The sequence below is a fragment of the Aquabacter cavernae genome (genome assembly GCF_003993795.1).
GTDB lineage: Bacteria > Pseudomonadota > Alphaproteobacteria > Rhizobiales > Xanthobacteraceae > Aquabacter > Aquabacter cavernae.
Genome location: NZ_RWKV01000007.1, coordinates 39528 through 62340, shown reverse-complemented (window position 1 = coordinate 62340; position 22813 = coordinate 39528). Strand labels below are relative to the sequence as shown.

The 22813-nt window shown below is 68.6% G+C and carries 20 protein-coding genes; 5 read left to right on the top strand and 15 right to left on the bottom strand.

Going from position 1 to position 22813, the window contains the following annotated elements:
- Window positions 1-133: 133 nt before the first annotated feature.
- The 5 genes from lpdA to EJJ38_RS04580 are packed head-to-tail and all read right to left on the bottom strand — an operon-like array spanning window position 134 to window position 5389.
- The gene (lpdA, locus tag EJJ38_RS04600; protein ID WP_127088952.1) at window positions 134-1528 is read right to left on the bottom strand and encodes a dihydrolipoyl dehydrogenase; all 1395 of its coding nucleotides are present in this window, start codon (window positions 1526-1528) and stop codon (window positions 134-136) included.
- 3 nt (window positions 1529-1531) lie between these two features.
- Complete coding sequence (locus EJJ38_RS04595; protein ID WP_127088951.1) at window positions 1532-2797, bottom strand: dihydrolipoamide acetyltransferase family protein; 1266 nt, start codon at window positions 2795-2797, stop codon at window positions 1532-1534.
- Window positions 2798-2799: 2 nt separating this feature from the next.
- Window positions 2800-3813: an alpha-ketoacid dehydrogenase subunit beta gene (locus tag EJJ38_RS04590; RefSeq protein ID WP_127088950.1), complete on the bottom strand. Its 1014-nt coding sequence runs from the start codon at window positions 3811-3813 to the stop codon at window positions 2800-2802.
- 1 nt (window position 3814) lies between these two features.
- Complete coding sequence (locus EJJ38_RS04585) at window positions 3815-5059, bottom strand: thiamine pyrophosphate-dependent enzyme (RefSeq protein WP_127088949.1); 1245 nt, start codon at window positions 5057-5059, stop codon at window positions 3815-3817.
- Window positions 5060-5104: 45 nt separating this feature from the next.
- Window positions 5105-5389 carry a hypothetical protein gene (locus EJJ38_RS04580; RefSeq protein WP_127088948.1) on the bottom strand — a complete coding sequence of 95 codons (285 nt, stop codon included), beginning with the start codon at window positions 5387-5389 and terminating at the stop codon, window positions 5105-5107.
- Window positions 5390-5562: 173 nt separating this feature from the next.
- Between EJJ38_RS04580 and EJJ38_RS04575 the strand changes: the two genes are divergently transcribed.
- From EJJ38_RS04575 to EJJ38_RS04555, 5 genes are all read left to right on the top strand, one after another.
- Window positions 5563-6033 carry an Lrp/AsnC family transcriptional regulator gene (locus EJJ38_RS04575; RefSeq protein ID WP_127088947.1) on the top strand — a complete coding sequence of 157 codons (471 nt, stop codon included), beginning with the start codon at window positions 5563-5565 and terminating at the stop codon, window positions 6031-6033.
- Window positions 6034-6213: 180 nt separating this feature from the next.
- On the top strand, window positions 6214-7773 hold the full coding sequence (locus EJJ38_RS04570) for an acetate--CoA ligase (protein ID WP_127088946.1): 1560 nt from the start codon (window positions 6214-6216) through the stop codon (window positions 7771-7773).
- A 38-nt stretch (window positions 7774-7811) separates the two neighbouring features.
- A complete protein-coding gene (locus EJJ38_RS04565) occupies window positions 7812-8969 on the top strand; it encodes an FAS1-like dehydratase domain-containing protein (protein ID WP_127088945.1) in 1158 nt (385 codons plus the stop codon).
- Window positions 8970-9270: 301 nt separating this feature from the next.
- Window positions 9271-10236: a Bug family tripartite tricarboxylate transporter substrate binding protein gene (locus EJJ38_RS04560; RefSeq protein ID WP_127088944.1), complete on the top strand. Its 966-nt coding sequence runs from the start codon at window positions 9271-9273 to the stop codon at window positions 10234-10236.
- Window positions 10237-10247: 11 nt separating this feature from the next.
- Window positions 10248-11531, top strand: a complete 1284-nt coding sequence (locus tag EJJ38_RS04555) for a CaiB/BaiF CoA transferase family protein (RefSeq protein WP_205666103.1) — start codon at window positions 10248-10250, stop codon at window positions 11529-11531.
- Window positions 11532-11540: 9 nt separating this feature from the next.
- On the opposite strand, the gene EJJ38_RS04550 is transcribed toward EJJ38_RS04555, so the two are convergent.
- From EJJ38_RS04550 to EJJ38_RS04505, 10 genes are all read right to left on the bottom strand, one after another.
- The gene (locus tag EJJ38_RS04550; RefSeq protein WP_245454109.1) at window positions 11541-12356 is read right to left on the bottom strand and encodes an IclR family transcriptional regulator; all 816 of its coding nucleotides are present in this window, start codon (window positions 12354-12356) and stop codon (window positions 11541-11543) included.
- Between the two features lie 63 nt (window positions 12357-12419).
- Window positions 12420-13505, bottom strand: coding sequence for a glycerol dehydrogenase (locus EJJ38_RS04545; RefSeq protein ID WP_127088943.1), 1086 nt, complete (start codon window positions 13503-13505; stop codon window positions 12420-12422).
- Window positions 13502-14278 (bottom strand): SDR family NAD(P)-dependent oxidoreductase, encoded by a 777-nt coding sequence (locus EJJ38_RS04540; RefSeq protein ID WP_127088942.1) that lies wholly within the window; start codon window positions 14276-14278, stop codon window positions 13502-13504. Before EJJ38_RS04540 ends, EJJ38_RS04545 begins: the two co-directional genes overlap by 4 nt.
- 34 nt (window positions 14279-14312) lie before the next feature.
- A complete protein-coding gene (locus EJJ38_RS04535) occupies window positions 14313-15152 on the bottom strand; it encodes a carbohydrate ABC transporter permease (RefSeq protein WP_127088941.1) in 840 nt (279 codons plus the stop codon).
- Between the two features lie 5 nt (window positions 15153-15157).
- Window positions 15158-16018 (bottom strand): carbohydrate ABC transporter permease, encoded by an 861-nt coding sequence (locus tag EJJ38_RS04530; RefSeq protein WP_127088940.1) that lies wholly within the window; start codon window positions 16016-16018, stop codon window positions 15158-15160.
- Between the two features lie 89 nt (window positions 16019-16107).
- On the bottom strand, window positions 16108-17436 hold the full coding sequence (locus EJJ38_RS04525) for an ABC transporter substrate-binding protein (RefSeq protein WP_127088939.1): 1329 nt from the start codon (window positions 17434-17436) through the stop codon (window positions 16108-16110).
- Between the two features lie 64 nt (window positions 17437-17500).
- Window positions 17501-18595 carry an ABC transporter ATP-binding protein gene (locus EJJ38_RS04520; protein WP_127088938.1) on the bottom strand — a complete coding sequence of 365 codons (1095 nt, stop codon included), beginning with the start codon at window positions 18593-18595 and terminating at the stop codon, window positions 17501-17503.
- 37 nt (window positions 18596-18632) lie between these two features.
- Window positions 18633-20147: a xylulokinase gene (gene xylB / locus EJJ38_RS04515; RefSeq protein ID WP_245454108.1), complete on the bottom strand. Its 1515-nt coding sequence runs from the start codon at window positions 20145-20147 to the stop codon at window positions 18633-18635.
- A gap of 35 nt (window positions 20148-20182) precedes the next feature.
- Complete coding sequence (locus tag EJJ38_RS04510) at window positions 20183-21676, bottom strand: FAD-binding oxidoreductase (protein ID WP_127088936.1); 1494 nt, start codon at window positions 21674-21676, stop codon at window positions 20183-20185.
- 122 nt (window positions 21677-21798) lie between these two features.
- A complete protein-coding gene (locus EJJ38_RS04505; RefSeq protein WP_127088935.1) occupies window positions 21799-22803 on the bottom strand; it encodes a LacI family DNA-binding transcriptional regulator in 1005 nt (334 codons plus the stop codon).
- Window positions 22804-22813 lie beyond the last annotated feature (10 nt).

Below are 22813 nucleotides of genomic sequence, written 5' to 3'. Positions count from 1 at the left end.
GCCAACCCGTCCCAGGAGACCCAGGGCATGCGGCTGTGGCGCCTTATCCTCCTCAGCCTGCTTATCCTGGGCGGCGTGGCGGCAGGTTTGAACACCTGAGCGCGCAGCCTCACGGCGAAATCGAGCGCAACGTTCAGTGCCGCGCGGAGCCGCCCGAAAGCGCAGCCAAGGCGGCCTCGTGGAAGGCTTCACCGAGAGTCGGGTGGGCGTGGATCATGCCCGCCACATCTTCCAGCCGCGCGCCCATCTCAATGGCGGTGACGAACGCGGCGGACAATTCGCTCACATGGGCGCCCACGGCCTGAACCCCCACGATCACATGGTCCTCGCGCCGGGCCACCACGCGCACGAAGCCCGCCGGAGCATCGAGGGTGAGCGCCCGGCCGTTGGCGAGGAACGGGACGGTGCCCACCAGCGCCCGCTCCGGCGCGCCCGCCTCTTCCGGTGAGAGGCCAACGACGACGATCTCCGGGTCGGTGAAGCACACGGCGGGAATGACGAGGGGATCGAAGCGGCGGCGGTGGCCGGCCACGATCTCCGCCACCATCTCGCCCTGCGCCATGGCCTTGTGCGCCAGCATGGGCTCGCCAATCACATCGCCGATGGCGAACACGCCGGACATGGAGGTGCGGCACTGGTCGTCCACCAGGATGCGCCCGTCCTTCACGTCCACCGCCATGGCCTCCAGGCCGAAGCCCTCCAGCCGGGGGCGGCGGCCTACGGTGCTCAGCACCAGATCGGCGGGCACCTGGAAGGGCGTGCCGTCCGCACCCTCCACCGCCAGCGCCCCGTCCGTGTGACCGAGCGCGCGGGCGGAGAGGTGGAGCGAAATGCCGTGCCGCTCCAGGGCGCGGCGCACCGGCTCGGTAAGCGCCCGGTCATAGAGCGGCAGAATGCGGTCCTGCCGCTCCACCACGCTCACCGAGACGCCCAGCTTGGCGAAGGCGATGCCCAGTTCCAGCCCGATATATCCCGCCCCCACCACCGCGAGGCACTCGGGAAGCGCGGAGAGGGAGAGGGCCTGCGTGGAGGAGACCACCCCGCCGCCGAACGGCAGCGCAGGCAGTTCCACGGGCTCGGAACCGGTGGCGAGGATTACCGCCTCCGCCGCGATGGTGAAGGCGCCCTCCCCGGTCTCCACACGGCAGGTCTTGGCGTCGCTGAACACCGCCCGGCCCGCCAGATGGCGCACCTTCGCCCGGCGCAGCAGCCCCGCCACCCCATCCGCGAGGCGCGTGACGATGCCGTCTTTCCAGGCGCGCGTCTGGGCGAAATCCATGCTGGGCGTGCCCGCGCGCAGCCCGGCAGGGTCGGTCCCCTCCGCCGCCGCGCGCAAATGGGCGAAACGGGTGGCCACCTCGATCAGCGCCTTGGAGGGGATGCAGCCGCGCTGCAGGCAGGTGCCTCCCAGCCCGCCCTCATCCACCAGGATGGTGTCGATGCCCAATTGTCCCGCGCGGATGGCGGCCACATAGCCGCCCGGCCCGCCGCCCACCACCAGCAGGCGCGTCTTGAGAGGGGTGGTCATGTCTCACTCCACGAACAAAGTGGCGGGCTGCTCCAGGAAGGAACGCAGGCGCTGCACGAATTCCGCCGCCACGAAGCCGTCCACCACCCGGTGGTCGAAGGAGGAGGAGAGGTTCATGATCTTGCGTGGCACGAAGCCGCCGCCCTCCACATAAACGGGGCGCACGGCGATCTTGTTGACGCCCACGATGGCCACTTCCGGTGCATTGATGACCGGCGTTGTGGCGAGCCCGCCCAGTGCACCGAGGCTGGTGATGGTGAGGGTGGAGCCAGTCAGGTCCTCCCGCCCGCTGCGTCCCTCCCGCGCCGCCTCCGCGAGCGCGGCGATGGCGGTGGCGCAGGCCCACAGGTCCAGGCGCTCCGCATGGCGCAGCACCGGAACGACGAGCCCCGCGGGGGTCTGGGTGGCAATGCCCACATGCAGCGCCGCATGCTTGCGCAGCACGCCCGCCTCGTCGTCATAGCGGGCATTGAGGCCGGGAAACTCCGGCAGGGTCCGCGCCAGCGCCCGCACCAGGAAGGGCAGCAGCGTGAGGCGCGGGCGCGCCTTTCCGTGGCGCGCATTCAGCGCCGCGCGCAGATCCTCCAGCGCGGTCACGTCCACTTCCTCGATATAGGAGAAATGGGGGATGCGCCGCTTGGTGTCCTGCATGCGCTCGGCGATCTTCCGCCGGAGGCCGATGACCGGCATCTCCTCCACTACATCCTCCGGCGGCGCCTGAGGCCGGAAGACCTCGCCGCCTGTGAGCGCGCGGTCGAGATCGGCATGGGTGATGCGCCCTTCCAGCCCGCTGCCCGCCACGAACTGGAGCGGCACACCCGCCTCATAGGCGCGGCGGCGTATCGAGGGCGCGGCCAGCGGACGGGTGCCCGGCGCCCGGCGCGGCGCGGGCGGCGGATCGGCGGAAACCGGTGCGGAAACGGACACGGGCGGCGGCGGCGGCTCCACGGCCACCTCGGCGCGCGCGGGCTCCGGGGGCGGGCTCGGAGACGGAGCCGGAGCCGCGACGGACACCTCGCCCCCCTCCCCGTCCGTCTCGAACACCAGCAGTTCGGAGCCCACCGCCACCGTCTCCCCGGGGGTGGCATTCAGGGCCACGATGCGGGCGGTGACGGGGGCGGATATCTCCACCGTCGCCTTGTCGGTCATCACGTCCACCAGGGGGGAATCCTCGCGGACCACCTCCCCCACCTTGACGTGCCAGGCCGTGACCTCGGCCGTGGCGATGCCTTCGCCGATGTCCGGCAGCTTGAAGCTGATGCGGCCCATGCTCAGTCCTCCATGACGCGGGCGAGTGACGCCGCGACGCGGGCGGGGCCGGGGAAATAGTGCCATTCGAGGGCGTGCGGATAAGGCGTGTCCCAGCCGGTCACGCGCTGCACCGGCGCCTCCAGATGGTAGAAGCAGGCTTCCTGCACCAGGGCGGCCAGCTCGCCGCCGAAGCCGCCCGTGCGCGTCGCCTCGTGCACCACCACGCAACGCCCGGTCTTCTTCACCGAGGCGGTGATGGTTTCCATGTCCACGGGCATGATGGTGCGCAGGTCGATGACCTCGGCATCGATACCGCTCTCCTCCACGGCGGCCAGCGCCACATGCACCATGGTGCCATAGGCGAGAATGGTGACGTCCGCACCCGGCCGTACCACCGCCGCCTGGCCCAGCGGCACGCGGTAATGCCCATCCGGCACCTGCGCGCGCGGGTCGTCGCCCCAGGGGCGCACCGGCCGGTCATGGTGCCCGTCGAAGGGGCCATGATAGAGCCGCTTGGGCTCCAGGAAGATGACCGGGTCGTCATCCTCGATGGCGCTGATGAGCAGGCCCTTAGCGTCATAGGGATTGGACGGGATCACCGTCTTCAGCCCGCACACATGGGCGAAGATGGCCTCGGGGCTCTGGCTGTGGGTCTGGCCGCCGAAAATGCCGCCGCCATAGGGCGTGCGCACCGTGAGCGGGGCGGTGAACTCGCCGCCGGACCGATACCGCAGCCGCGCCGCCTCCGAGATGAGCTGGTCGGTGGCCGGATAAATGTAGTCCGCGAACTGGATCTCCACCACGGGCCGCAGGCCGTAGGCGCCCATGCCCACGGCGGTGGCAACGATGCCCGCCTCGGCGATGGGCGTGTCGAACACGCGCCGCTTGCCGTACTTGCCCTGGAGGCCCTGCGTGCAGCGGAACACGCCGCCGAAGAAGCCCACATCCTCGCCGAACACGAGCACGTCGGGGTCTTCCGAAAGCATCACGTCGAGGGCCGAATTGATGGCCTGGACCATGGTCATCGCCGGCATGTCACACCCCGAGTTCCTGGCGCTGGCGCCGAAGGTGCCAGGGCATTTCCTTGAAGACGTCGTCGAACATGGTGGCCGGGCTATGGGCGGGGCCGGTGCCCAGCGTGCCCAGCGCCTCCGCCTCCTGGCCCGCGCGGCGCACCTCCTCCCGCATCTCCTCCTCAAGCGCCGCGTGGCGCTCGGCCGACCATTCCCCGATGGCGACGAGATGGTCGCGCAGCCGGTCGATGGGATCGCCCAGCGGCCACAGGCTTTCCTCGCCCGCGGGCCGGTACTTGCTGGGATCGTCGCTGGTGGAATGGGCGGAGGCCCGGTAGGTGAACAGCTCGATGAGGGTGGGGCCGCCATTGGTGCGGGCCCGGTCCGCCGCCCAGCGCGTGGCGGCATAGACGGCGAGGAAGTCGTTTCCGTCCACCCTGAGCGCGGGCATGCCGAAGCCCAGGCCGCGCGCGGCGAAGGTGGTCGCCTCCCCGCCCGCAATGCCCTGGAAGCTGGAAATGGCCCACTGATTGTTGACCACGTTCAGCACCACGGGCGCGCGATAGACCGAGGCGAAAGTGAGGGCATGGTGGAAGTCGCCTTCGGCCGTCGCCCCGTCGCCCACCCAGGCGGCGGCGATGCGGTCGTCACCCTTGTAGGCGGAGGCCATGGCCCAGCCCACGGCCTGGCTGTACTGCGTGCCCAGATTGCCGGAAATGGAGAAGAATCCGGCTTCCTTGCTGGAATAGAAGACCGGCATCTGCCGACCCTTCAGGCGATCTCCGGCATTGGAATAGACCTGGCACATCATGTCGGCGAGCGGCCAGTCGCGGGCGACCAGAAGGCCCTGCTGGCGATAGGTGGGAAAGCACATGTCCTCGCGGTTCAGCGCGAGGGCCTGGGCCACCGCCACCGCCTCCTCGCCCGTGCACTTCATGTAGAACGAGGTCTTGCCCTGGCGCTGGGCGCGGACCATGCGCTCGTCATAGGCGCGGGTCAGCACCATGGCGCGCAGCCCCCGCCGCAGGGTCTGCGGGTCGAGCCTCGGGTCCCACGGGCCCACCGCCCGCCCGTCCCCGTCCAGCACTCGGATCAGGCCATAGGCCAGCTCCCGCGTCGCCTCGGCGGGCGCGTCGATGTCCGGGCGGGGCAAGGCACCCGGTTCGGGAATGGCGAGGCCGCTGAAATCGGGCGCATCGCCGGGGCGACGGGCGGGCTCGGGAATGTAGAGGGCGAGCCGTGGCAGGTTTCTCGGGGCGTCGGTCATGGCCATCCTTGAAGGGCGACGGGAACGGTGCGCAGGGCGAGCCGCTCAGCAGGCGGAGCGCAGGGGCAAGGCGGTGGCGAAGGGGCCGGGCTCGGGCATATGGCCCGTGACCATCTCCGCCGTGCTGACGCCGACGATCTGGCCCATGCGCACTGCGATATGGCGCGCCGCCTCCTCGCCGCAGGCGTCGTAGCTGAGATGGACGAGGAACCCCTCCTCGCGCCGCGCGGTCTCCAGTTCCAGCATGTCCACGTCGAGCCGGCGCAGCAGGTCGAGCGCGCGAATGGCCGCATCGACGCTCTGAACCTTCATGCAGAGCCGATATGCCATGGCCGATCCTCCCGTTCGCTTGCTCATTGACGGGAGATCCTATCGAGGTTCCGGCGTAATTTTTTCCCGTTCTTTTTGGCGAGACGTATTATTATGGAAGGATCAAGTGTCTGACAGACGATATGCAGATGCTTCTTCCGCGCATATCAATTCGACGGGAAAGGCGTGCTCCCATGCAGAAGGACAAGGGCATCGACGAGATCGACCGCCGCATCCTGCGGGCCCTGCGCAAGCAGGCCCGGCTCACCAACCAGGAACTGGCGGAGAAGGTGGGCCTGTCGCCCAGCCCCTGCTGGACGCGGGTGCGCCGCCTGGAAGAGGCGGGCTATATCGAGAATTACGTGGCGGTGCTGAACCAGCGCCAGCTCGGGCTCGGCGACATCGTCATCATCGAAGTGACGCTGGACCGGCACGACGAGGACCAGATCCAGCGCTTCGGGCAGGCGCTGGCGGATTTGCCGGAAGTGCTGGAAGCCTATCTAACCACTGGAGAATACGACTATTTCATCAAGGTCGCGGTGGACGGGACGGCCGGCTATGAGCGCTTCCTGCGCGAGCGTCTCTACAAGGTCCCCGGCATCCGGCACAGCCGCTCCTCCTTCGCCCTGAAATGCCTCAAGCGGGAATTCTCCCCCGCGCCCTGACCCCTCTTCCATTCCGTTTTTCCACCCCGCCGCATCCCCTGGCCCGATATGGAAACCAGGGAGCGGCAGGTGTCCGAATGCGGAAATTACTGTTGTATATAGACAACAATTTTGTATATTGACAACAAATTGCCACCTCCCGATAGATCCTCCCACAACAAACAAACGGGAGGATGCGCCATGTCGAAACTGTCGGAGAGCACGAGCTATGCCTTCGCGCAGGCGAGCTTCTCCCCCCAGCGCCTGTGGGAATTCTTCGACGGCACGCCGGACGCCTTCAACATCGCCCACGAATGCATCGACCGGCATGCCGACAGCGACCGCCCGGCGGTGCGCATCGCCCATGCGGACGGACGGGACGAGGTCGTCACCTTCCGCGAAATCTCGCAGGCCTCGTCTCGCTTCGCCCATTGGCTGGAGGCCAACGGCGTGGAGGCCGGCGACCGCGTCGCGGTGATGCTGGACCCCTCCCCGGCTTTCTATGCCTCCATCTTCGGCGCCATGAAGCGCGGCGCCATCGCCGTGCCGCTGTTCACCCTGTTCGGCCCGGAAGGGGTGCGGCTGCGGGTGGGCGACTGCACGCCGAAGATCCTCGTCACCTCGCCCGACAAGGCCGCCGCCACCGAGGGCCTGGAGGGCACGCGCGTGGTCTTCCCCGGCGCCAATTTCACCGCGGAACTCGCCGCCTATCCCGACACCTACACGCCGCGCACCCGCGCCGATGATCTGGCGCTGTTCCAGTACACGTCGGGCACCACCCGAGAGCTTCCGGCGGCGGTGAAGCACACCCACCGCGCCATCGTGACGTTGATGATCGCCGCCCTCTACGGCACCGGGCTGCGGCCGGGCGACGAGTTCTTCTGCCCCTCCTCCCCCGCCTGGGGACACGGGCTCGCCCACGGCACGCTGGCCCCGCTGGCGCTGGGCATCACCACCGGCACCTTCTGCGGCCGGTTCGATCCCGTGCGCCTCATGAAGGCGCTCCAGGACTATTCCATCACCAACCTGTCAGCCGCCGCCACCCATTACCGGATGATGCGGGCGAGCGGGGAAGCAGGCCGCTTCCGCTTCGCCATCCGCAAGCTCTCCTATACGGGCGAGCCCATCGACAGCGAGACGCTGCGCTTCATCGACGAGGTGTTCGCGGTGCCGGTCTGCTCCATGTACGGCACCACGGAAGTGGGCGTCGTGCTGGTGAACTATCCCGGCGCGCCCGACTTCCCCGTGAAGCCCGGCTCGCTCGGCAAGGCGGTTCCCGGCATGGAAGTGGAGGTGCAGGGCCCGGACGGGCGCCCCTGCCGGACCGGCGAGACCGGCGAGATCAAGGTCCTGCGGCGCGGCGCCTGGGTGCCCACCAAGGATCTCGGGCGCATCGACGAGGACGGCTATTTCTACCATGGCGGCCGGGCCGACGACGTCATCATCTCCGCCGGCTGGACCATGAGCGCGGTGGAGATCGAGGACGTGATGCTCAAGCATCCCCAGGTCCGCGAAGTGGCCGCCATCGGCGTGCCGGACGCCGTGCGCGGACAGGTGGTGAAGGCGTTCGTGGTGACCCGCGATACAGGCGACGACAGCCTCGCCCGCGAGCTTCAGGACTTCACCCGCGCCCGTCTCAGCCAGCACGAATATCCCCGCCAGGTGGCCTTCGTGCCCGAGCTGCCCAAGACCCCCGCCGGCAAGATCAACCGCAAGGTCCTGCGCGACGCCGAAGCCGCGCGCGCCGCCGCGCTGGCCTGATTTCCCCAAAGCAAGAGCGAGAAGAGAGGACGTCCATCATGTTCGCCGAAACCCTAGCGGAGCCGGCCATCCGGCACTTCCCCAAGATCACCGATGCCGCGCTGGACGAACTGCGCGAGCGCATGGGGAAGAAGATCGAGAATACCGCCGAGCCGTGGTGCTATGAGGCCACGCGGGACAATATCCGCCACTATGCCCACGGCATCGGCGACGACAATCCGCTCTGGTGCGATCCCGATTATGCCAAGCAGAGCGTGCTGGGCGGCCTCGTGGCGCTGCCGAGCTTCCTGTTCACCACCAGCCGCATCATTTCCGGCTATGTGGGCGGCCTGCCGGGCGTGCATGCCATGTGGTCGGGCGCCGACTGGCGCTGGCACCGCTGGGTGAACCGCAACGAGACGATCCGCACCGAGGCGTGGCTCTCCGACCTCGTGGAGCACGAGACCACCTTCGCCGGCCGCGCCATCCGGCAGGTCTATCATGTGAATTTCTACGGCGAGAACGGCGACCTCGTCGCCGACGCCGAGAGCTGGTGCTTCCGCACCGACCGGGACGCGGCCCGCGAGAGCGGCAGCAAGTACACCGCCGTGAAGGCCCGCCCGCCGCGCCGCTACACGGACGAGGAACTGGACCGCGTCTACCGCCTCTATGCGGAGGAAGAAGTGCGGGGCGCGACGCCGCGCTATTTCGAGGACGTGCAGGTGGGCGACAAGCTGCCCACCATGGCCAAGGGCCCCATGACCGTCACCGGCTTCGTCGCCTTCGCGCAGGGCTGGGGCGGCCTCTATATCCGCGCCAACAAGCTGGCCTGGCAGCAGGTGAAGAACCATCCGGGCCTCGGCATCAAGAACCGCTTCGGCATCCCGGACTGCCCCGAGCGGGTGCATTGGGAGCCCGAGATGGCGCTCATGGTGGGCGCGCCCGGCGCCTATGATTACGGCCCGGAGCGCTGCTCCTGGCTGACCCACCATGTCACCAACTGGATGGGCGATACCGGCTTCCTCGCCCGCGCCCACAGCAAGCTGCGCCGCCACAATCCGGAAGGCGATCTCCTGTTCATCGACGGCACCGTCACCGCCAAGCGGGTGGAGAACGGCCGTCATGTGGTGGAGATCGAGCAGTCTGCCGTGAACCAGGACGGCGAGCTGTCCGTGCTGGGCGGCGCCACCGCGGTGCTGCCCTCGCGCAGCGCCTGACCCTCGCCGCCCCGGCCGCCGCACGCCAAGGCCGGCCGGGGCGTGTCCCTTTCGCGAGAGCCATGCCGGCGGCTGCCGCCGGGATGCGAGAGCGCTTCCGAGCGAAGTGTGAAGCGGTTCGCGTGAAGGAAGCGCGTAAAAACAGAGAGATAGAGTGTTTCAGCGTTTCCATGAAAGGCTGAAACACTCTTGAACCGAAGCCCGGCCGGCAGACGCCAAGGCCGCCGGGCGGCGGTGTGACGAACCAGAACACCACCCAAGAACAACGCTCGATACCAATATCGATGCTGGAGGAAACGACATGAGGAGGAGAAGCTTTCTCGCCGGCTCCCTCGCGGGCCTTGCCGCGGGCGCGCTGGGCATGCCCACTGCCCGGGCCGACGGCTATCCCACGCGCCCGGTGCGCATCGTGGTGGCCTATCCGCCCGGAATGGGCACGGACGTGTTCGCGCGCCGCTTCGCCGATTATCTGCAGCGCACCCTCGGCCAGCCCTTCGTGGTGGAGAACAAGCCGGGTGCCGGCGGCAATATCGGCACCTCCATGGTCTCCCGCGCGGATCCCGACGGCTACACCTTGCTGTGGGGCACCAACGCCACCTCGGCCATGAACGAATATCTCTACACGCATCTCGGCTACGACCCGGTGAAGGATTTCGAGCCGGTGGCGCGGGTGGTGAGCTTCGGCATGGTGCTCTATGTGCGCCAGAACTCCCCCATCCGCTCGTTCGCCGACCTGCTGGCACGGGCCAAGGCCGGGCAGGTGGACGTGGCGGTGCCTAGCACCACCGCGCGCGCCGTGCTCCAGATGGTGCGGGCTGCGTCCGGCGGCGACTTCTACGCGGTGCCCTATTCGGGCAGCGGGCAGGCGCTGGCCAATGTGCTGGGCGACCAGATCCCCGTGGCGCTGGACACCGTGACGGCGACGCTGGGCGCCATCCATTCCGGCCAGGCGCGGGCGCTCGCCATCTCCCTGGGCACCCGCTCCGCGAGCCTGCCGGACATCCCCACCTTCCGCGAGGCGGGCCTCGACGTGCAGGCGGAAGCCTGGAACGCCTGCTATGCTCCGCGCGGAACCCCGGCCGGGATCGTGCGCATCCTCAACAAGGCCATCAATGCGGGACTGGAGGATCCGGCGCTGCGCGCCGCCATCATCAAGGACGGTGCCGAACCCACCGGCGGCACGCCGCAGCAACTGGCGGCGCAGGTGGACACGGACAGGGCGAAATGGGGCCCGGCCATCAAGAGCCTCAACCTGACCATGCAGTGAGGGAGCCAGGGATGGAGCGTTTGGACGCGGGAAAGGCCGCCGTCATGGACACCGCAGAGCACGGCCATGCGGCGGCGAGCCGCCCGCAGGCCCGCTGGCCCGGACCCTTGTCCGGGCTGCGGGTCCTCGATTTGACCCGCGTGCTGGCGGGCCCTCTCGCCACCCAGTTCCTGTGCGACCTCGGCGCCGAGGTGCTCAAGATCGAGCCCCCCGGCCGGGGTGACGAGACGCGCGGCTTCGCCCCCTTCGTGGGGGGCGAAAGCCACTATTTCCTCAGCCTCAACCGGGGCAAGAAGAGCCTCGTGGTGGACCTCGCCACGCCCGAGGGCGCGCAGATCCTGAAAGACCTGTGCGCCACCGCCGACGTGGTTATCGAGAATTTCCGCCCCGGCGTCATGGAGCGGTTCGGGCTCGGCGCGGATGTGCTCATGAAGGCCAATCCACGCCTCATCTATTGCGCCATTTCCGGCTTCGGCCTCACCGGGCCGCTGCGGGACATGCCCTCCTTCGACATCGTCGCCCAGGCCATGACCGGGGTCATGAGCATCAATGGCGAGCCCGGCCGCGCGCCGCAGAAGCTGGGCCTGCCGGTGGGCGACATGTCCGGCGGCTTCTTCGGCGCCATCGCCATCCTCTCCGCCCTCGTGGAGCGGGCGCAGACCGGACGCGGGCGGCTCATCGATGTGAGCCTCTATGACGGCACCATGTCCATGCTGGGCTATTTCGCCCAGCTTGCCTTCGTCAACGGGGAGGATCCCGCGCCGGCGGGCTCCGCCCATGCCACGGTCGTGCCCTATGGCAGCTTCGCAGCCAGTGACGGGGCCATCATCATCGCCTGTCTCGCCGACCGCTTCTGGCCCAAGCTGTGCGACGCCCTGGACATGCCCGCCATGGGCCGGGACCCGCTTTACGCCACCATGGCGGACCGGCGCGCCCGGCGCGACGAGATCGAGCCGCGCATCGCGGAGGCCATAGCGCGCGAGAGCGTCGCCCATTGGCGCGCCGTGTTGGACGCGCACGATGTGCCGCACGCGCCCTTGCTGGGCGTCACCGCCGCCCTCGGCCATCCCCAGGCGCGGGCACGGGAGATGGTGGTGGATGTGGAGCACCCCACCGCCGGGCGCCTGCGCCTGCTCGGCCGCCCCATCAAGTTTCCAGGCTCCCCCCAGGCACCGTTGGAGGCCCCGCCCCGGCTGGGCGAGCACACGGCGGAGGTGCTGAAGCGGGAACTGGGCCTGACGGACGCCCAGGTGGCCGGGCTCACGGAACGCGGCCTCATCAACCGCACCGGCTGAAAACGCCCGTCAGAAGGCGGCGAGGCGGCGCGACAGCTCGTCGGCGTTGCGCTTCAGCTCTTCGCCCAGCGCCTCGTGTCCGCTGCGGCGCATCTGGTCGCTCACACCAGCGGCCACCAAAGCGTGGCTCATGCGGCCGTGCACCAGCACCGGCGCCGCGACGATGGTCACGCCCGCAATGTAGTGCCCCTCATCCACCGCATAGCCGAGGCGGCGGCACGCCTCCACATCGGCGCGCCAATCCTCCAGCGCGGGCGGGTTCTGCCAGCGCAGCACCTTGAAGCGCTTGTCCAGTTCGGCGCGCGAATAGCCGCCGAAGGCAGCCACCAGCCGTCCCGTGGCGCTGATCAGCGCGGGATAGCGGCTGCCGAGATCCGCCTCCAGATGCAGCGCCTGGCTCGGCCGGGCGATAGCCACCACGATCATATGGTCGAGGCTGGCCGCCTCCACGCCGATGGCGGTGATGGAATAGCGCTGGCTGATCTCGTCCAGCGCCGGCTCCACCAGCTTGCTGAAAGGATCGTGCCGCAGCATGCCCCGCGCCAAGGCGACGATGCCGCTCGCCAGCCGGTAGCGCTTGGTATGGGGGTCGAAGGCCACCATTTCCTCGGCCACCAAAGCGCGCATGATGTGCAGGCAGGTGCTGGGGATGAGGCCCAGCTGGCGCGCGATGGCCTGCACGCCGAGCGGCGCCTCGCTGCGCGACAGGAGGCGCAGGACGGCGATGGCGCGGGTGACGGCCGGCACCTGGCGCACAACCATGCCCGGCTGGGCTTCGTCCTTCCCCGCCGGGCCCGCGCCCGCCTCGTCGTCGTCTTGCATCATCACACGGCGATAGCGCGATCCCGGCGGGCGGGCAACTGGCGCGGCTGCGCCCGGCCCGCCCCTTCAGCCGCGCGCTGCCGCCCTGCGCGAGAGGGTCGCGAAGGCATCGGTCAACACCTGCGGCGACAGGGGCTCCACGAAGTTGCGGATATAGGGCGCGGTGTCCCAGGAAACCTGGACGATGCGCGCTACCGCCGCGCCGTCGGAAACGCCGAAATCCTCCAGCGCACAGGGCAGTCCGATCCGGCGGTAGAAGGCGATGAGATCGTCCATGAAGGCTTCATCCCGCCCCTCGGCGAGAAGCTGCACCAGCAGCCCCAGCGCCACCTGCTCGCCATGGAGCGCCCGCGCGACGTCCGGGACGGTGGAGAAGCCGCGCGTGAGCGAATGGGCGATGGAGAGGCCCCCGCTCTCGAAGGCAAGCCCCGACAGCAGGATGGTGGCTTCCACCACCCGCTCCACCGCCGGGCAGGCGGTGTTGCGCGCCACCGAGGTGAGCGCCGCCTCCCCGTCCGCCCGAATGGCGGCGTAGCAGGCCCCGGCGATGGTCACGGCAAGGTCCGTGGGGCGGGCCTTGAAGAAATTGAGCCCTCCGGCGCGGGCACACTGCTCCACCTCGAACTTCTTGGAGAGGGCATCGCCGATACCCGCCACGAAGAAGCGCGCGGGCGCCTGGACGATGACGGATGTGTCCACCAGCACCGCATCGGGATTGGCGGACATGAGCCGCACTTCGCTCAGCACATGGTCCGGCGTGTAGAGCACGGCGAGGCGCGAGGTGGGGCTGTCATTGGAGGCGATGGTGGGCACGATGATGATGGGCAGGCCCAGCGCCATGCGCACGCCCTTGGCGGTGTCGATGGCCTTGCCGCCGCCCACCCCGATCACCACGTCCGCCCCCGCCGCCCGCGCGGCCTGCGCCAGCGCATCGATGTCCTGCGCCGTGCATTCGCCGGAGAAGGCGGCGAAGGTGGCCGCCTCGGCTTCCGCCAGTTCACGGCGCAGCCGGTCGCCCAGCAAGGTCGTCACGACGGCGTCCGCCACCACGAACGGGCGGCGGCCATGCAGGCGGGCCAGCGCCCCCAGCTCCGAAAGAGCTTCCGGCCCCTGGATGTAGCGGGCTGGCGCCCCGAACGCGCGAAGGCTCATGTATCCCCCCAGTGGAAGTCCCGCTTGCCCCCGTCCATGCAGATGAGGGCGCCGTTGATGAAGGCCGCCTGGGTAGAGCACAGGAAGGCGACCAGCGCGCCCACCTCCTCCGGCTGGCAGAAGCGGCCCATGGGATTCTGGCCCGTGATCACCGCCCGCTTCTCCGGCGAGAAGGTGGCGATGAATTCCGTGGCCACATAGCCGGGCGCGATGGCGTTCACGGTGATGCCGTCTCCGCCCACCTCCTTCGCCATGGTGCGGGTGTAGCCCAGCACGCCCGCCTTGGCGGCGGAGTAATTGGTGACGCCCGGCCGCCCGCCGCCGGTGACATTCATGGAGGAGGTGTTCACGATCCGCCCGAAGCCGCCCGCGCGCATGAGGGGCACGGCATGCTTCGAGCACAGGAAGGTGCTGCGCAGATGGGTGCGCACGATGATGTCGAAATCCTCGACATCGAGATCCTCGGCCTTGCGCCCCAGATGTCGCCCGCCCGCGCCCGCATTGTTCACCAAGATGTCGAGCCGCCCGAAGGCGGCGCCCGCAGCACGCACCACCGCCTCGGCCCCCGCCGTATCGGAGACATCGCCGGGCGCGGCGGCGGCATCGTGGCCCGCCTGCCGCAGATCCTCGACGCAGCGCGCGGCGCCCTCCGGGTCGATGTCGTTGATGACGATGCGCGCACCCTCGGCGGCGAGCGCCAGCGCTTCCGCCCGGCCGATGCCGCGCGCCGCGCCGGTGACGAGGGCGACCTTGCCCTCCAGGCCCAGATCCATGGCGTTCTCCCAGTCTTGTTTTTGTTATCGGACCTCAGCCCTTCACCGCGCCCGCCCCGAGCCCCTGGATGAAATACTGGCTCAGCAGCGCGAAGGCCCCGAACAGCGGCAGGGCGATGAGGGTGGAGCCCGCCATGATCTCTCCCCAGCGCAGGTCGAAGGAGCCCACCATGGAGGCAAGGCCCACCGGCACCGTCTTGTTGGCGTCGGAGCCGATCATGATCAGGGCGTAGGTGTAGTCGGTCCAGGACAGCAGGAAAGAGAAGATGGCCACCGTGATGAGCCCCGGCAAAGAGAGTGGCAGCACCACCCGCAGGAAGGCGCCGAGCCGCGTGCAGCCATCCACCATGGCCGCCTCCTCCAGCTCGAACGGCATGCTCTTGAAGAAGCCCCAGAGGAACCACACGCCCAGCGGCAAGGTGAGGGTGAGGTGGGAGACGATGACGCTGGTCAGCGTATCGCCGAGGCCGATCTTGGCGAAGATGGAGAAGAGCGGGATGGCGATGAGCAGCGGGGGGAACATGTAGGCATAGAGCATGGCCCCCACGATGAGCCCCTTGCCCCGGATACGATGGCGGGTGACCGCGTAGGCGATCATCACCGAGAAGACCATGGTCACCACCACCGTCACCACCGCCACAAAGAGCGAGTTCATGAACTGGGAGGGATAGTCGGTCAGTTCCAGGAGGTTTGAATAATATTCCCAGGTGAGCGGCCCCGGCACCAAGGAGGTGGAGTGCAGCAGCGCCTGCGGCGCGCGCGTGGAGGACACCACCATCCAGTAGATGGGGAAGGCGGAATAGACCGCGATGACCAGCGCCGCGACATAGAGCGCGATGCGTCCGGCGGCGGAGCGGGGGAGCGAACGGGACATGGGTGTCACTCCGTATCCAGCGGGAACAGGCGGAAATAAATGAACACAGCCACGGACAGGATGGCGAAGGAGATGGTGGCCACCGCCGCCCCGCCGCCGATGTCGAACTGGCCGAACGCCTGCTTGTAGGAGAGGATGGCGAGGTGCTCGGTCGCCCCCACCGGGCCGCCCTGGGTGAGCAGCCAGATCACGTCGAACTTGTTGAACATCCAGACCGCGCGCAGCAGCACGATGACGGTGAGGATGGGCTTCAGCATGGGCAGCGTGATGTGGAAGAAGCGCTGCACCGCATTGGTCCCGTCCACCTTGGCCGCCTCATAGAGGGAGGACGGCACGGTCTGGAGGGCGGCGAGGAAGGTCGTGGTGACGAAGGGCGTCCACATCCACACGCTCACCAGGATCACCGACGCCATGGCCGCGCCCGGGCTCTCGAACCACTGGACCGGCGGCAGGCCGAGGGCGGCGATCACCTGGGTGAGCACGCCGATGGAGCCGTCCACCATCCATTTGAAGGTGAGCACCACCACCACGGTGGGCAGCAGATAAGGCAGGATGGACAGGCCGCGCACGATGTTCCGGCCGGGAAAGACCTGGTTCAGGACCAGCGCGAACCCAATGCCCAGGACGACCTGGAAGATGATGGTCCCGAACGCATAGATGAAGCCATTGATGAGCGCCCGCCAGAAGATCCACTGCGACAGCATGCGCGCATAATTGTCGAGGCCCACCCAGCGGGGGGCGCCGACGAAGGAATCCATCTGGTAGAAGCTCAGCGAAACCGCATAGACCACGGGCGCCACGATGAGCAGCGCCGTGACCGCGAGGCCGAGGAACAGGAAGGAATAGATGGTCGCTTTCGAGCTCACCGGCGGCGCCTCGCTGAAGGTGGGTGGAGAGCGCTCCGCCGGTCCCCTCCCCGTCCCGCGCGGAAGGGGAAAGGGACCGGCGGCGGCCGTCAGGAGGCGATGACCTGACGCATCCGGTCGGCCGCCGTCTTCACGCATTCCGCGGAAGACATGCCCTTCAGCACCTTGTTCTGGAGCATTTCCGGGAACACGAACGCCTCGAAGATCTTGCCCGGCTTCAGGCTCGGCGCCGGACCCTGGGTGTCGATGGAGGTGAGGATCATGTTCTTGTCGGTGAGGAACGACTTCATCATCTCCACCGCCCCGTTATGCTTCTCGATGAGTGGATGGGCCCGCCAGCGGGCATCGTCATAGACATCGAGGCGCGGCGGCTGGAAGTGCAGCGGGGCCGTGTGGAGGAAGTTGATGTACTGGTTCTCCGTGAACCAGGCCATGAACTTCATCGCCTCGTCCGACTGCGGGGTCTTCAGCACCACCCAGCCGTCATAGCCATGGTTCACCGCCTGATGCTTACCGGTGGAATCCATGTAGGGCATGATGCCGTACTTGTCGGCGAGCGTGGGATTGTTGCGCTCCAGCGTCTCGATCATGCGGCCCGCATAGGCGGAATGGGCCACCTTGCCGGAGGTGAAGTTGGAGAGCACTTCGCCGAAGCTCGCCTGGCTCGTGCCGGAGGGCATGGTCTTGTAGAGGTCGCCGAAGAAATCGAGATAGCGCGTGGCGCGCGGTCCCATGTCGGCATTGTCGAAGATGATGTTCCACTTGTCGTCGAACAGCTGCACGCCCTCGGCCCACATGAAGCCCGGGGAAAGCCAGTTGGTGGCGCCGTTCGAGCCGATGGGAAAGAGCGAGCCGGACATGCCGTCGCCGTTGAGCGCCTGGGAATTCTTCAGGAAGCCATCCCAGGTCTTGGGAACCTCCAGCTTGTTCTTCTCGTAGAGATCCTTGCGGTAATAGACCCAGGCGAGATTGTAGTCGTAGGGATACCAATAGACCTTCCCGTCCAGCGGGAAGAGGATGTTCGGACCCCACTTGTACTTGTCGGTGAGCACGTTGAGCGGCATGAGATGCCCCTCGCTCGCCAGGATGAGCACATGGCCCACGAAGGCGAAGGTGGCGATGTCATAGGGCGTGCCGCCGCGCAGCGAGGTGGTCACCTTGGTGAAGATGCCGTCCAGCGGCACGGAATCCACCACCACCTTGGTGCCGGTCTGCTTCTCATATTCGGCGGCCGCCACCTTCAGCGCGCGAATGCTGTCGATGGAGGTCTCCGCATTCAGGAAGCGGATGGTCTTGCTGCTCTGCGCCCGCACCACCGCCGGCGCGGCGAGCCCGCCCGCGGCGATGCCGGCGACCAGCGCGCCCGTCCCCTTCAAGAGGCTGCGGCGCGAGACGCCGCCCGTCTTGTCCTCGTCCATGGCTCTCTCCTCCCTGTCCCGTCCAAGTTTTCCGGACGTGGTTGATTTGCTTAGGTCTTCGATGTCACGCGGCGGGGCGTTGACCCTCCCGCGCGCCGGCCCGGTTCAGCCGGGCGCCGGTCTCTTTCAGGAAAACGTGCAGGCGATCCGGCCGGAACTGCACGGGCAGCGTAGTGCCGTGGCTGATAGCGTCGGAGCGGTCCATGAGGACGCGCAGGCGCACCCCATCCACCTCGCCGATGCACAAGGTCTGCGCGCCCAGTTGCTCGATGACCGAAACCTGGAACGGCCGGGCGCCGGGGCTCTCCGCGACGCCCACATGCTCCGGGCGGATGCCCAGCACCACGGCGCTGCCCTCCCCCGCCTCCACGTCAGGCGGCAAGCCCACCTGCAGGTCGCCGCACCGCACCGTCCGCCCGGAGACATGCCCCTCCACGAGGTTCATCTCCGGCGAGCCGATGAAGCCAGCCACGAACAGATTGGCGGGCCGGTCATAGACCTCCAGCGGCGCGCCCACCTGCTGCACATGGCCGTCGCGCATGATGAGGATGCGGTTGGCCAGCGTCATGGCCTCCACCTGGTCGTGGGTCACATAGATCATGGAGGTGCCCACCTCCTGATGCAGCCGGGCGATCTCCTCGCGCATGCGCACCCGCAGCTTGGCGTCGAGGTTGGAAAGCGGCTCGTCCAGCAGGAACACGTCCGGGTCCCGCACCAAGGCGCGACCCAGCGCGACGCGCTGCATCTGGCCGCCGGACAATTGCTTGGGCTTGCGCTCCAGATAGGGATCGAGCCCGAGCATCACGGAAGCCGAGCGCACCCGCCGGTCGATCTCCGCCTTGTCCATCCGCCGCATGCGCAGGCCGAAGGCAAGGTTCTCGTAGATGGTCTTGTGCGGATAGAGGGCATAGTTCTGGAACACCATGGCGATGTTCCGGTCCTTGGGCTCCAGGCGCGTCACGTCGCGCCCGCCGATCTCGACGGTGCCGGTGGTGATCTCCTCCAGCCCCGCCACCATGCGCAGCGTGGTGGACTTGCCGCAGCCCGAAGGCCCGAGGAAGACGACGAACTCACCGTCGCGGATGTCCAGATCCACCCCATGCACCGCCACCGTGGCGCCATAGGCTTTGCGGACCTGTTTCAGCCTGACCTCGGCCATGTCTCCTGCTCCCGCTGTGGCGCCGGTTTGCCCGGCGTCAGTGTCCGCGCACGAAGGCGTGGATCTTGTGATTGAGCGGCGCGAGCGCCGCCTGAATGTCGCAATAAAGGGCGTGCCCCTCGGCATAGCGCGCGGCCCGCGCCGCATCCGGCACGGCGCGCGAAACCACCTGCACCACCTGCGCCGCCGCCCGCTCGTCGGCATAGGCGCGGACGCCCACGCCCGCGATGAGCGCCGCGCCGAAGGAGGCTTCCGCCACCGCCGGAAGCTCCACCTCCACGTCCAGGACGTCGGCGACGATCTGGCGCCACAGGGCGCTGCGCGCCCCGCCGCCGGTGAGGCGCGCGGTGGAGAAGTCGAGCCCCTTCGCCCGCAAGGCCAGAAGGCAGTCCTTCAGGGAATAGGCGATGCCTTCATACAGCGCCCGCACGAAATGGCCGGACCCGTGATTGAAGCCGATGCCCACGAAATCGGCCCGCAGCAGCGGGTCCCAATGGGGGCTGCGCTCGCCGTTGAGATAGGGGTGGAAGAACAGCCCCTCCGCGCCGGGCGCCACGGCGGCGGCGCGCCGGTCCATCTCGTCGAACACCGCCGTGCCGTCCTCGCCGGGGCGCTTGAAGAAGCTGTCCCGCAGCCATTTATGGGCGGACGCGCAGGAATTGGTGGCGGCGATGACGTACCAATGCGCGGGAATGACGTGAGGATAATTGATGACGGTGAAGTCCGGCCGAGCGGCGGGCGTCAGCACGCTCACGGTGGCCGCCGTCGCCAGCTTCACCACGCCCAGCCCCTCGCGCACCATGCCCGCGCCATAGGTCTCGGCGGCGGTGTCGGACGTGCCGCAGACCACCGGCGTGCCCGCCTTCAGCCCGCAGGCGCGCGCGGCCTCCCCCGTCACCTCGCCCACCACCGTGGTGGGCGTGACGATGGGCGGCAGCGTCTCCATCGGCCAGCCGATCATGGCGCACAATTCGGCGGACCATTCATTGGTGCGGGCGTCCGCCATCAGCGTGCCCACGGCGTCGATATGGTCCGTCTCCCAGGTGCCGGTGAGGCGGGAGCGGAGCCAGTCCTTGGCCACATAGAGCCGCTTCACGCGGGAGAAGGCGTCCGGCTCGTTCCGGCGCAGCCACAGCATCTGCGGCAGCGTCCAGGTGGGATTGGCGCGGTTGGCGCCGATCTCCAGGATGCGGGCGTCGGCCTCGGCGCGCAGCATCTGGGTCTCGGCGCCGGAGCGCTGGTCGTTCCACAGGATGGCGGGGCGGATGACGGCGCCGTCCGCATCCTCCAGCACCTGGGTATGGGCGCCGGCCGAGAAGGAGACGGCCGCCACCTCGCCGGGATCGGCGCCCGCCGCCGCAAGGGCACGCGGCACGGTCTCGCAGATTGCGGCCCACCATTCATGGGGATCCTGCTCGCTCCAGCCCGGATGGGGGGCATGGGTCGCCACCGGCGCGGACGCCTCGCCCGCCAGCGTGCCGTCGAGACGGATGATGCTGGTCTTGAGCGATCCGGCGCCCAGATCGATGCCCACGAGAAGCTCACGCGCCACGGCAAGCCTCCGTCCACCGGCACGAGACGGCGTGGTCAGTCATGGTGCACGTCCACCGCGCGCGGGGCGGGACGCAGGCCGAGCTTTCCGGGGTTCATGAGATTGTCCGGGTCCAGCTTGTCCTTGATGGCCTGGAGGACGCCGAGCCCCGCCCCCAGCTCGCGGGCGAGCCAGGGATTGCGGAACACGCCCACGCCGTGATGGTGCGCGATGGAGCCGCCATGGTCGAGCGTGAGGCTCTGGATCGCCTCCCACAATTTCGCGTGCAGCGGCAATGCCTGCGCCTGCTCCATCGGCGGCAGGCGGATGGTCATGTACTGGCACGCCCCCTCGGGATAGATGTGCGACCAATGGGCGCCGAAATGGATCTGCGGATAGATCTCCCGCGCCGCCGCCGCCATGGCCGCATACATGCCGGGAAGGGCGGACCAATTGCCCGTCACCTCGATGGTGTCGTTGAAATAGCCGGCCGCCTGCCATTTCTGGGAAAAGGCCACGTAACGATTGGTCTTCCAGTGATGGAACGGGCCATCGGGCGCCACCTTCCCGCCTTCCTGCGCGCAGATGGCGAGGGCCGCCTCCTGCTCCGCGCTCACCATGGGCTCAGAGCCGGAAAAGACCAGGATGGCGAGGATGGGATGGGTGCCGAACACCTCCAGCCCCTCGGTCCGCTCCACGCTTTCCGCCTGGTCGTAGATGCGGGCGATGGTGGGGCGCAGCTCGGCCTGCATGATGCGGCGCGCGCTGTCCCAGGCGGCCTGGAGCGAGGGGAAGGCCAGCACCACGCCGCGCTCGATCTCCGGCTTCTTCCAGATGCGCAGGGTCAGCTCGGTGATGATGCCCAGCGTGCCTTCGCTGCCCACCAGAAGATCGCGGATCGAAGGGCCCACGGAGCGGCGCGGCAGGGGTGCGATGTCGAGCGGCGTGCCGTCCGGCAGGATGGCCTTCAGGCCCACCACGATGTCCTCGATCTTGCCATAGCGCGAGGACGCCTGCCCCCCGCCCCGGCAGGCGGCCCAGCCGCCCACGGTGGAAATCTCGATGGACTGAGGCAGGTGCCCACAGGTGAAGCCTTCCGCATTCAGCGCGGCCTCGAAGACGGCCCCGTTCATGCCCGCCTCGACGGTGGCGAGGCCGTTCACCGCATCCACGGAGACCATGCGGTCGAGCCGCCGCAGGTCCACCATCACCTCCTGCGCCAGCGGAATGGCGCCGCCCAGCACGCCCGAGCCGTTGCCGTAGGGAATGATCTGGATGCCGTGAGCGCGGGCATGGCGCACGATGGCGGCCACCTCGGCGGCTGAACCGGGGCGCACGGCAAGGCGCGGCAGCACGCCGGCAAGCCGCCCGGCCCGCTCGCGGAAATTGGCGAAGGGAAGCCGGTCATGGGCATAGGCGCGCCGCCCGTCCGCATCGGCGATCACGTTGTCGGTGCCGACGATGGCGGCGAGCGACTGCGCGAGCGCGGAGGTGGCCGCGTCCGTGGTCTCGATATCCTTCGGAGCGTCGGCGATGGCAGGGCCGGTCATATGCACCTCTCCCAGTGAGAGGCTGCCGTCAGAAACTCCATCTTGGCATCCTCCCATATTGTTATTGAACAATCGTTTGTTCAAAGCTGTCAGAGAAAGCCCTCCCCGTCAAGCGGGCGTGTTCAGCGGGGAACGGGAGCGGTGGAGCGGCGCACGATGAGGTCGCCCGGCGGCAGCGGGGCGACGGGGTCCGGTGTCTCGCCCGCCAGTGCCTGGATGAGCAGCGTGGCGGCGACGCGACCCATCTCCTCGGTGGGCATGGCGACGCTGGTGAGGGCCGGATAGAGCATGCCCGCCACGGGGGCATCATGCAGGCCGATGACCGACACATCCTCGGGAATGCGCAGGCCCGCCTCGTGGAGGGTGGCCATGGCACCGGCGGCGGAGATGAGCGTTGCCGCGAGCACCGCCGTGGGACGCTGCGGCAGCAGCGCACGCATGGCCTCGGCGCCGCCTTCCGCCGTATAGCCCGCCACCGCCACATGGCTTTCGTCATAGGCGATCTTGGCCGCCGAAAGTCCGTCGCGATATCCCTGGAGGCGCTCGCGGGCATTGAAGCCGCCCGCGCGCCCGGCCAGATGGACGATGCGGCGGTGCCCGAGCCCCGTCAGATGCTCCACCGCCTTGCGTGCCGCCGCCCGGCTGTCCAGCACCACGGAAAGGGGCGCGCCGGGCAGGATGCGGTTCATGAGCACGAAGGGCACGCGCGCGCTGGCCAGGTCCGTGCGTAGCACCTCGTCATCATCGAGGCTCGCCACCAGCAGGCCGTCCACGCGGTTGGTCTGCGACATCTTCGCGATGGTGGTGGCGGTGGCGCCGGGCTCGCGGTGGGAGATGAGCAGAGAATAGCCGAGCCGCGCCGCCGCCAGTTCCGCGCCGCGAATGGCGGAGGCGAAGACGGGATTGTCCAACTGCGGCACGACGATGCCCAGCGTGTCCGTGCGCTGGGTGCGCAGGCCCCGCGCCAGCGGGTTGGCGAGATATTGCATCTCCCCCGCCACCTTCAGGATGCGCGCCCGGGTCTCCTCGCGCACCCTCTGGGTGGCTTCCCCGCGCAACACGCGGGAAGCGGTGGACATATCGACCCCCGCCGCCCGCGCCACATCCGCCAAAGTCACGCGCGCCATGCCGCCTCGG

Coding starts and splice junctions, on each gene's coding strand:
- lpdA (WP_127088952.1), bottom strand. CDS start 1,528: ATGACCACCCCTCTCAAGACGCGCCTGCTGGTGGTGGGCGGCGGGCCG.
- EJJ38_RS04595 (WP_127088951.1), bottom strand. CDS start 2,797: ATGGGCCGCATCAGCTTCAAGCTGCCGGACATCGGCGAAGGCATCGCC.
- EJJ38_RS04590 (WP_127088950.1), bottom strand. CDS start 3,813: ATGCCGGCGATGACCATGGTCCAGGCCATCAATTCGGCCCTCGACGTG.
- EJJ38_RS04585 (WP_127088949.1), bottom strand. CDS start 5,059: ATGACCGACGCCCCGAGAAACCTGCCACGGCTCGCCCTCTACATTCCC.
- EJJ38_RS04580 (WP_127088948.1), bottom strand. CDS start 5,389: ATGGCATATCGGCTCTGCATGAAGGTTCAGAGCGTCGATGCGGCCATT.
- EJJ38_RS04575 (WP_127088947.1), top strand. CDS start 5,563: ATGCAGAAGGACAAGGGCATCGACGAGATCGACCGCCGCATCCTGCGG.
- EJJ38_RS04570 (WP_127088946.1), top strand. CDS start 6,214: ATGTCGAAACTGTCGGAGAGCACGAGCTATGCCTTCGCGCAGGCGAGC.
- EJJ38_RS04565 (WP_127088945.1), top strand. CDS start 7,812: ATGTTCGCCGAAACCCTAGCGGAGCCGGCCATCCGGCACTTCCCCAAG.
- EJJ38_RS04560 (WP_127088944.1), top strand. CDS start 9,271: ATGAGGAGGAGAAGCTTTCTCGCCGGCTCCCTCGCGGGCCTTGCCGCG.
- EJJ38_RS04555 (WP_205666103.1), top strand. CDS start 10,248: ATGGAGCGTTTGGACGCGGGAAAGGCCGCCGTCATGGACACCGCAGAG.
- EJJ38_RS04550 (WP_245454109.1), bottom strand. CDS start 12,356: ATGATGCAAGACGACGACGAGGCGGGCGCGGGCCCGGCGGGGAAGGAC.
- EJJ38_RS04545 (WP_127088943.1), bottom strand. CDS start 13,505: ATGAGCCTTCGCGCGTTCGGGGCGCCAGCCCGCTACATCCAGGGGCCG.
- EJJ38_RS04540 (WP_127088942.1), bottom strand. CDS start 14,278: ATGGATCTGGGCCTGGAGGGCAAGGTCGCCCTCGTCACCGGCGCGGCG.
- EJJ38_RS04535 (WP_127088941.1), bottom strand. CDS start 15,152: ATGTCCCGTTCGCTCCCCCGCTCCGCCGCCGGACGCATCGCGCTCTAT.
- EJJ38_RS04525 (WP_127088939.1), bottom strand. CDS start 17,436: ATGGACGAGGACAAGACGGGCGGCGTCTCGCGCCGCAGCCTCTTGAAG.
- EJJ38_RS04520 (WP_127088938.1), bottom strand. CDS start 18,595: ATGGCCGAGGTCAGGCTGAAACAGGTCCGCAAAGCCTATGGCGCCACG.
- EJJ38_RS04510 (WP_127088936.1), bottom strand. CDS start 21,676: ATGACCGGCCCTGCCATCGCCGACGCTCCGAAGGATATCGAGACCACG.
- EJJ38_RS04505 (WP_127088935.1), bottom strand. CDS start 22,803: ATGGCGCGCGTGACTTTGGCGGATGTGGCGCGGGCGGCGGGGGTCGAT.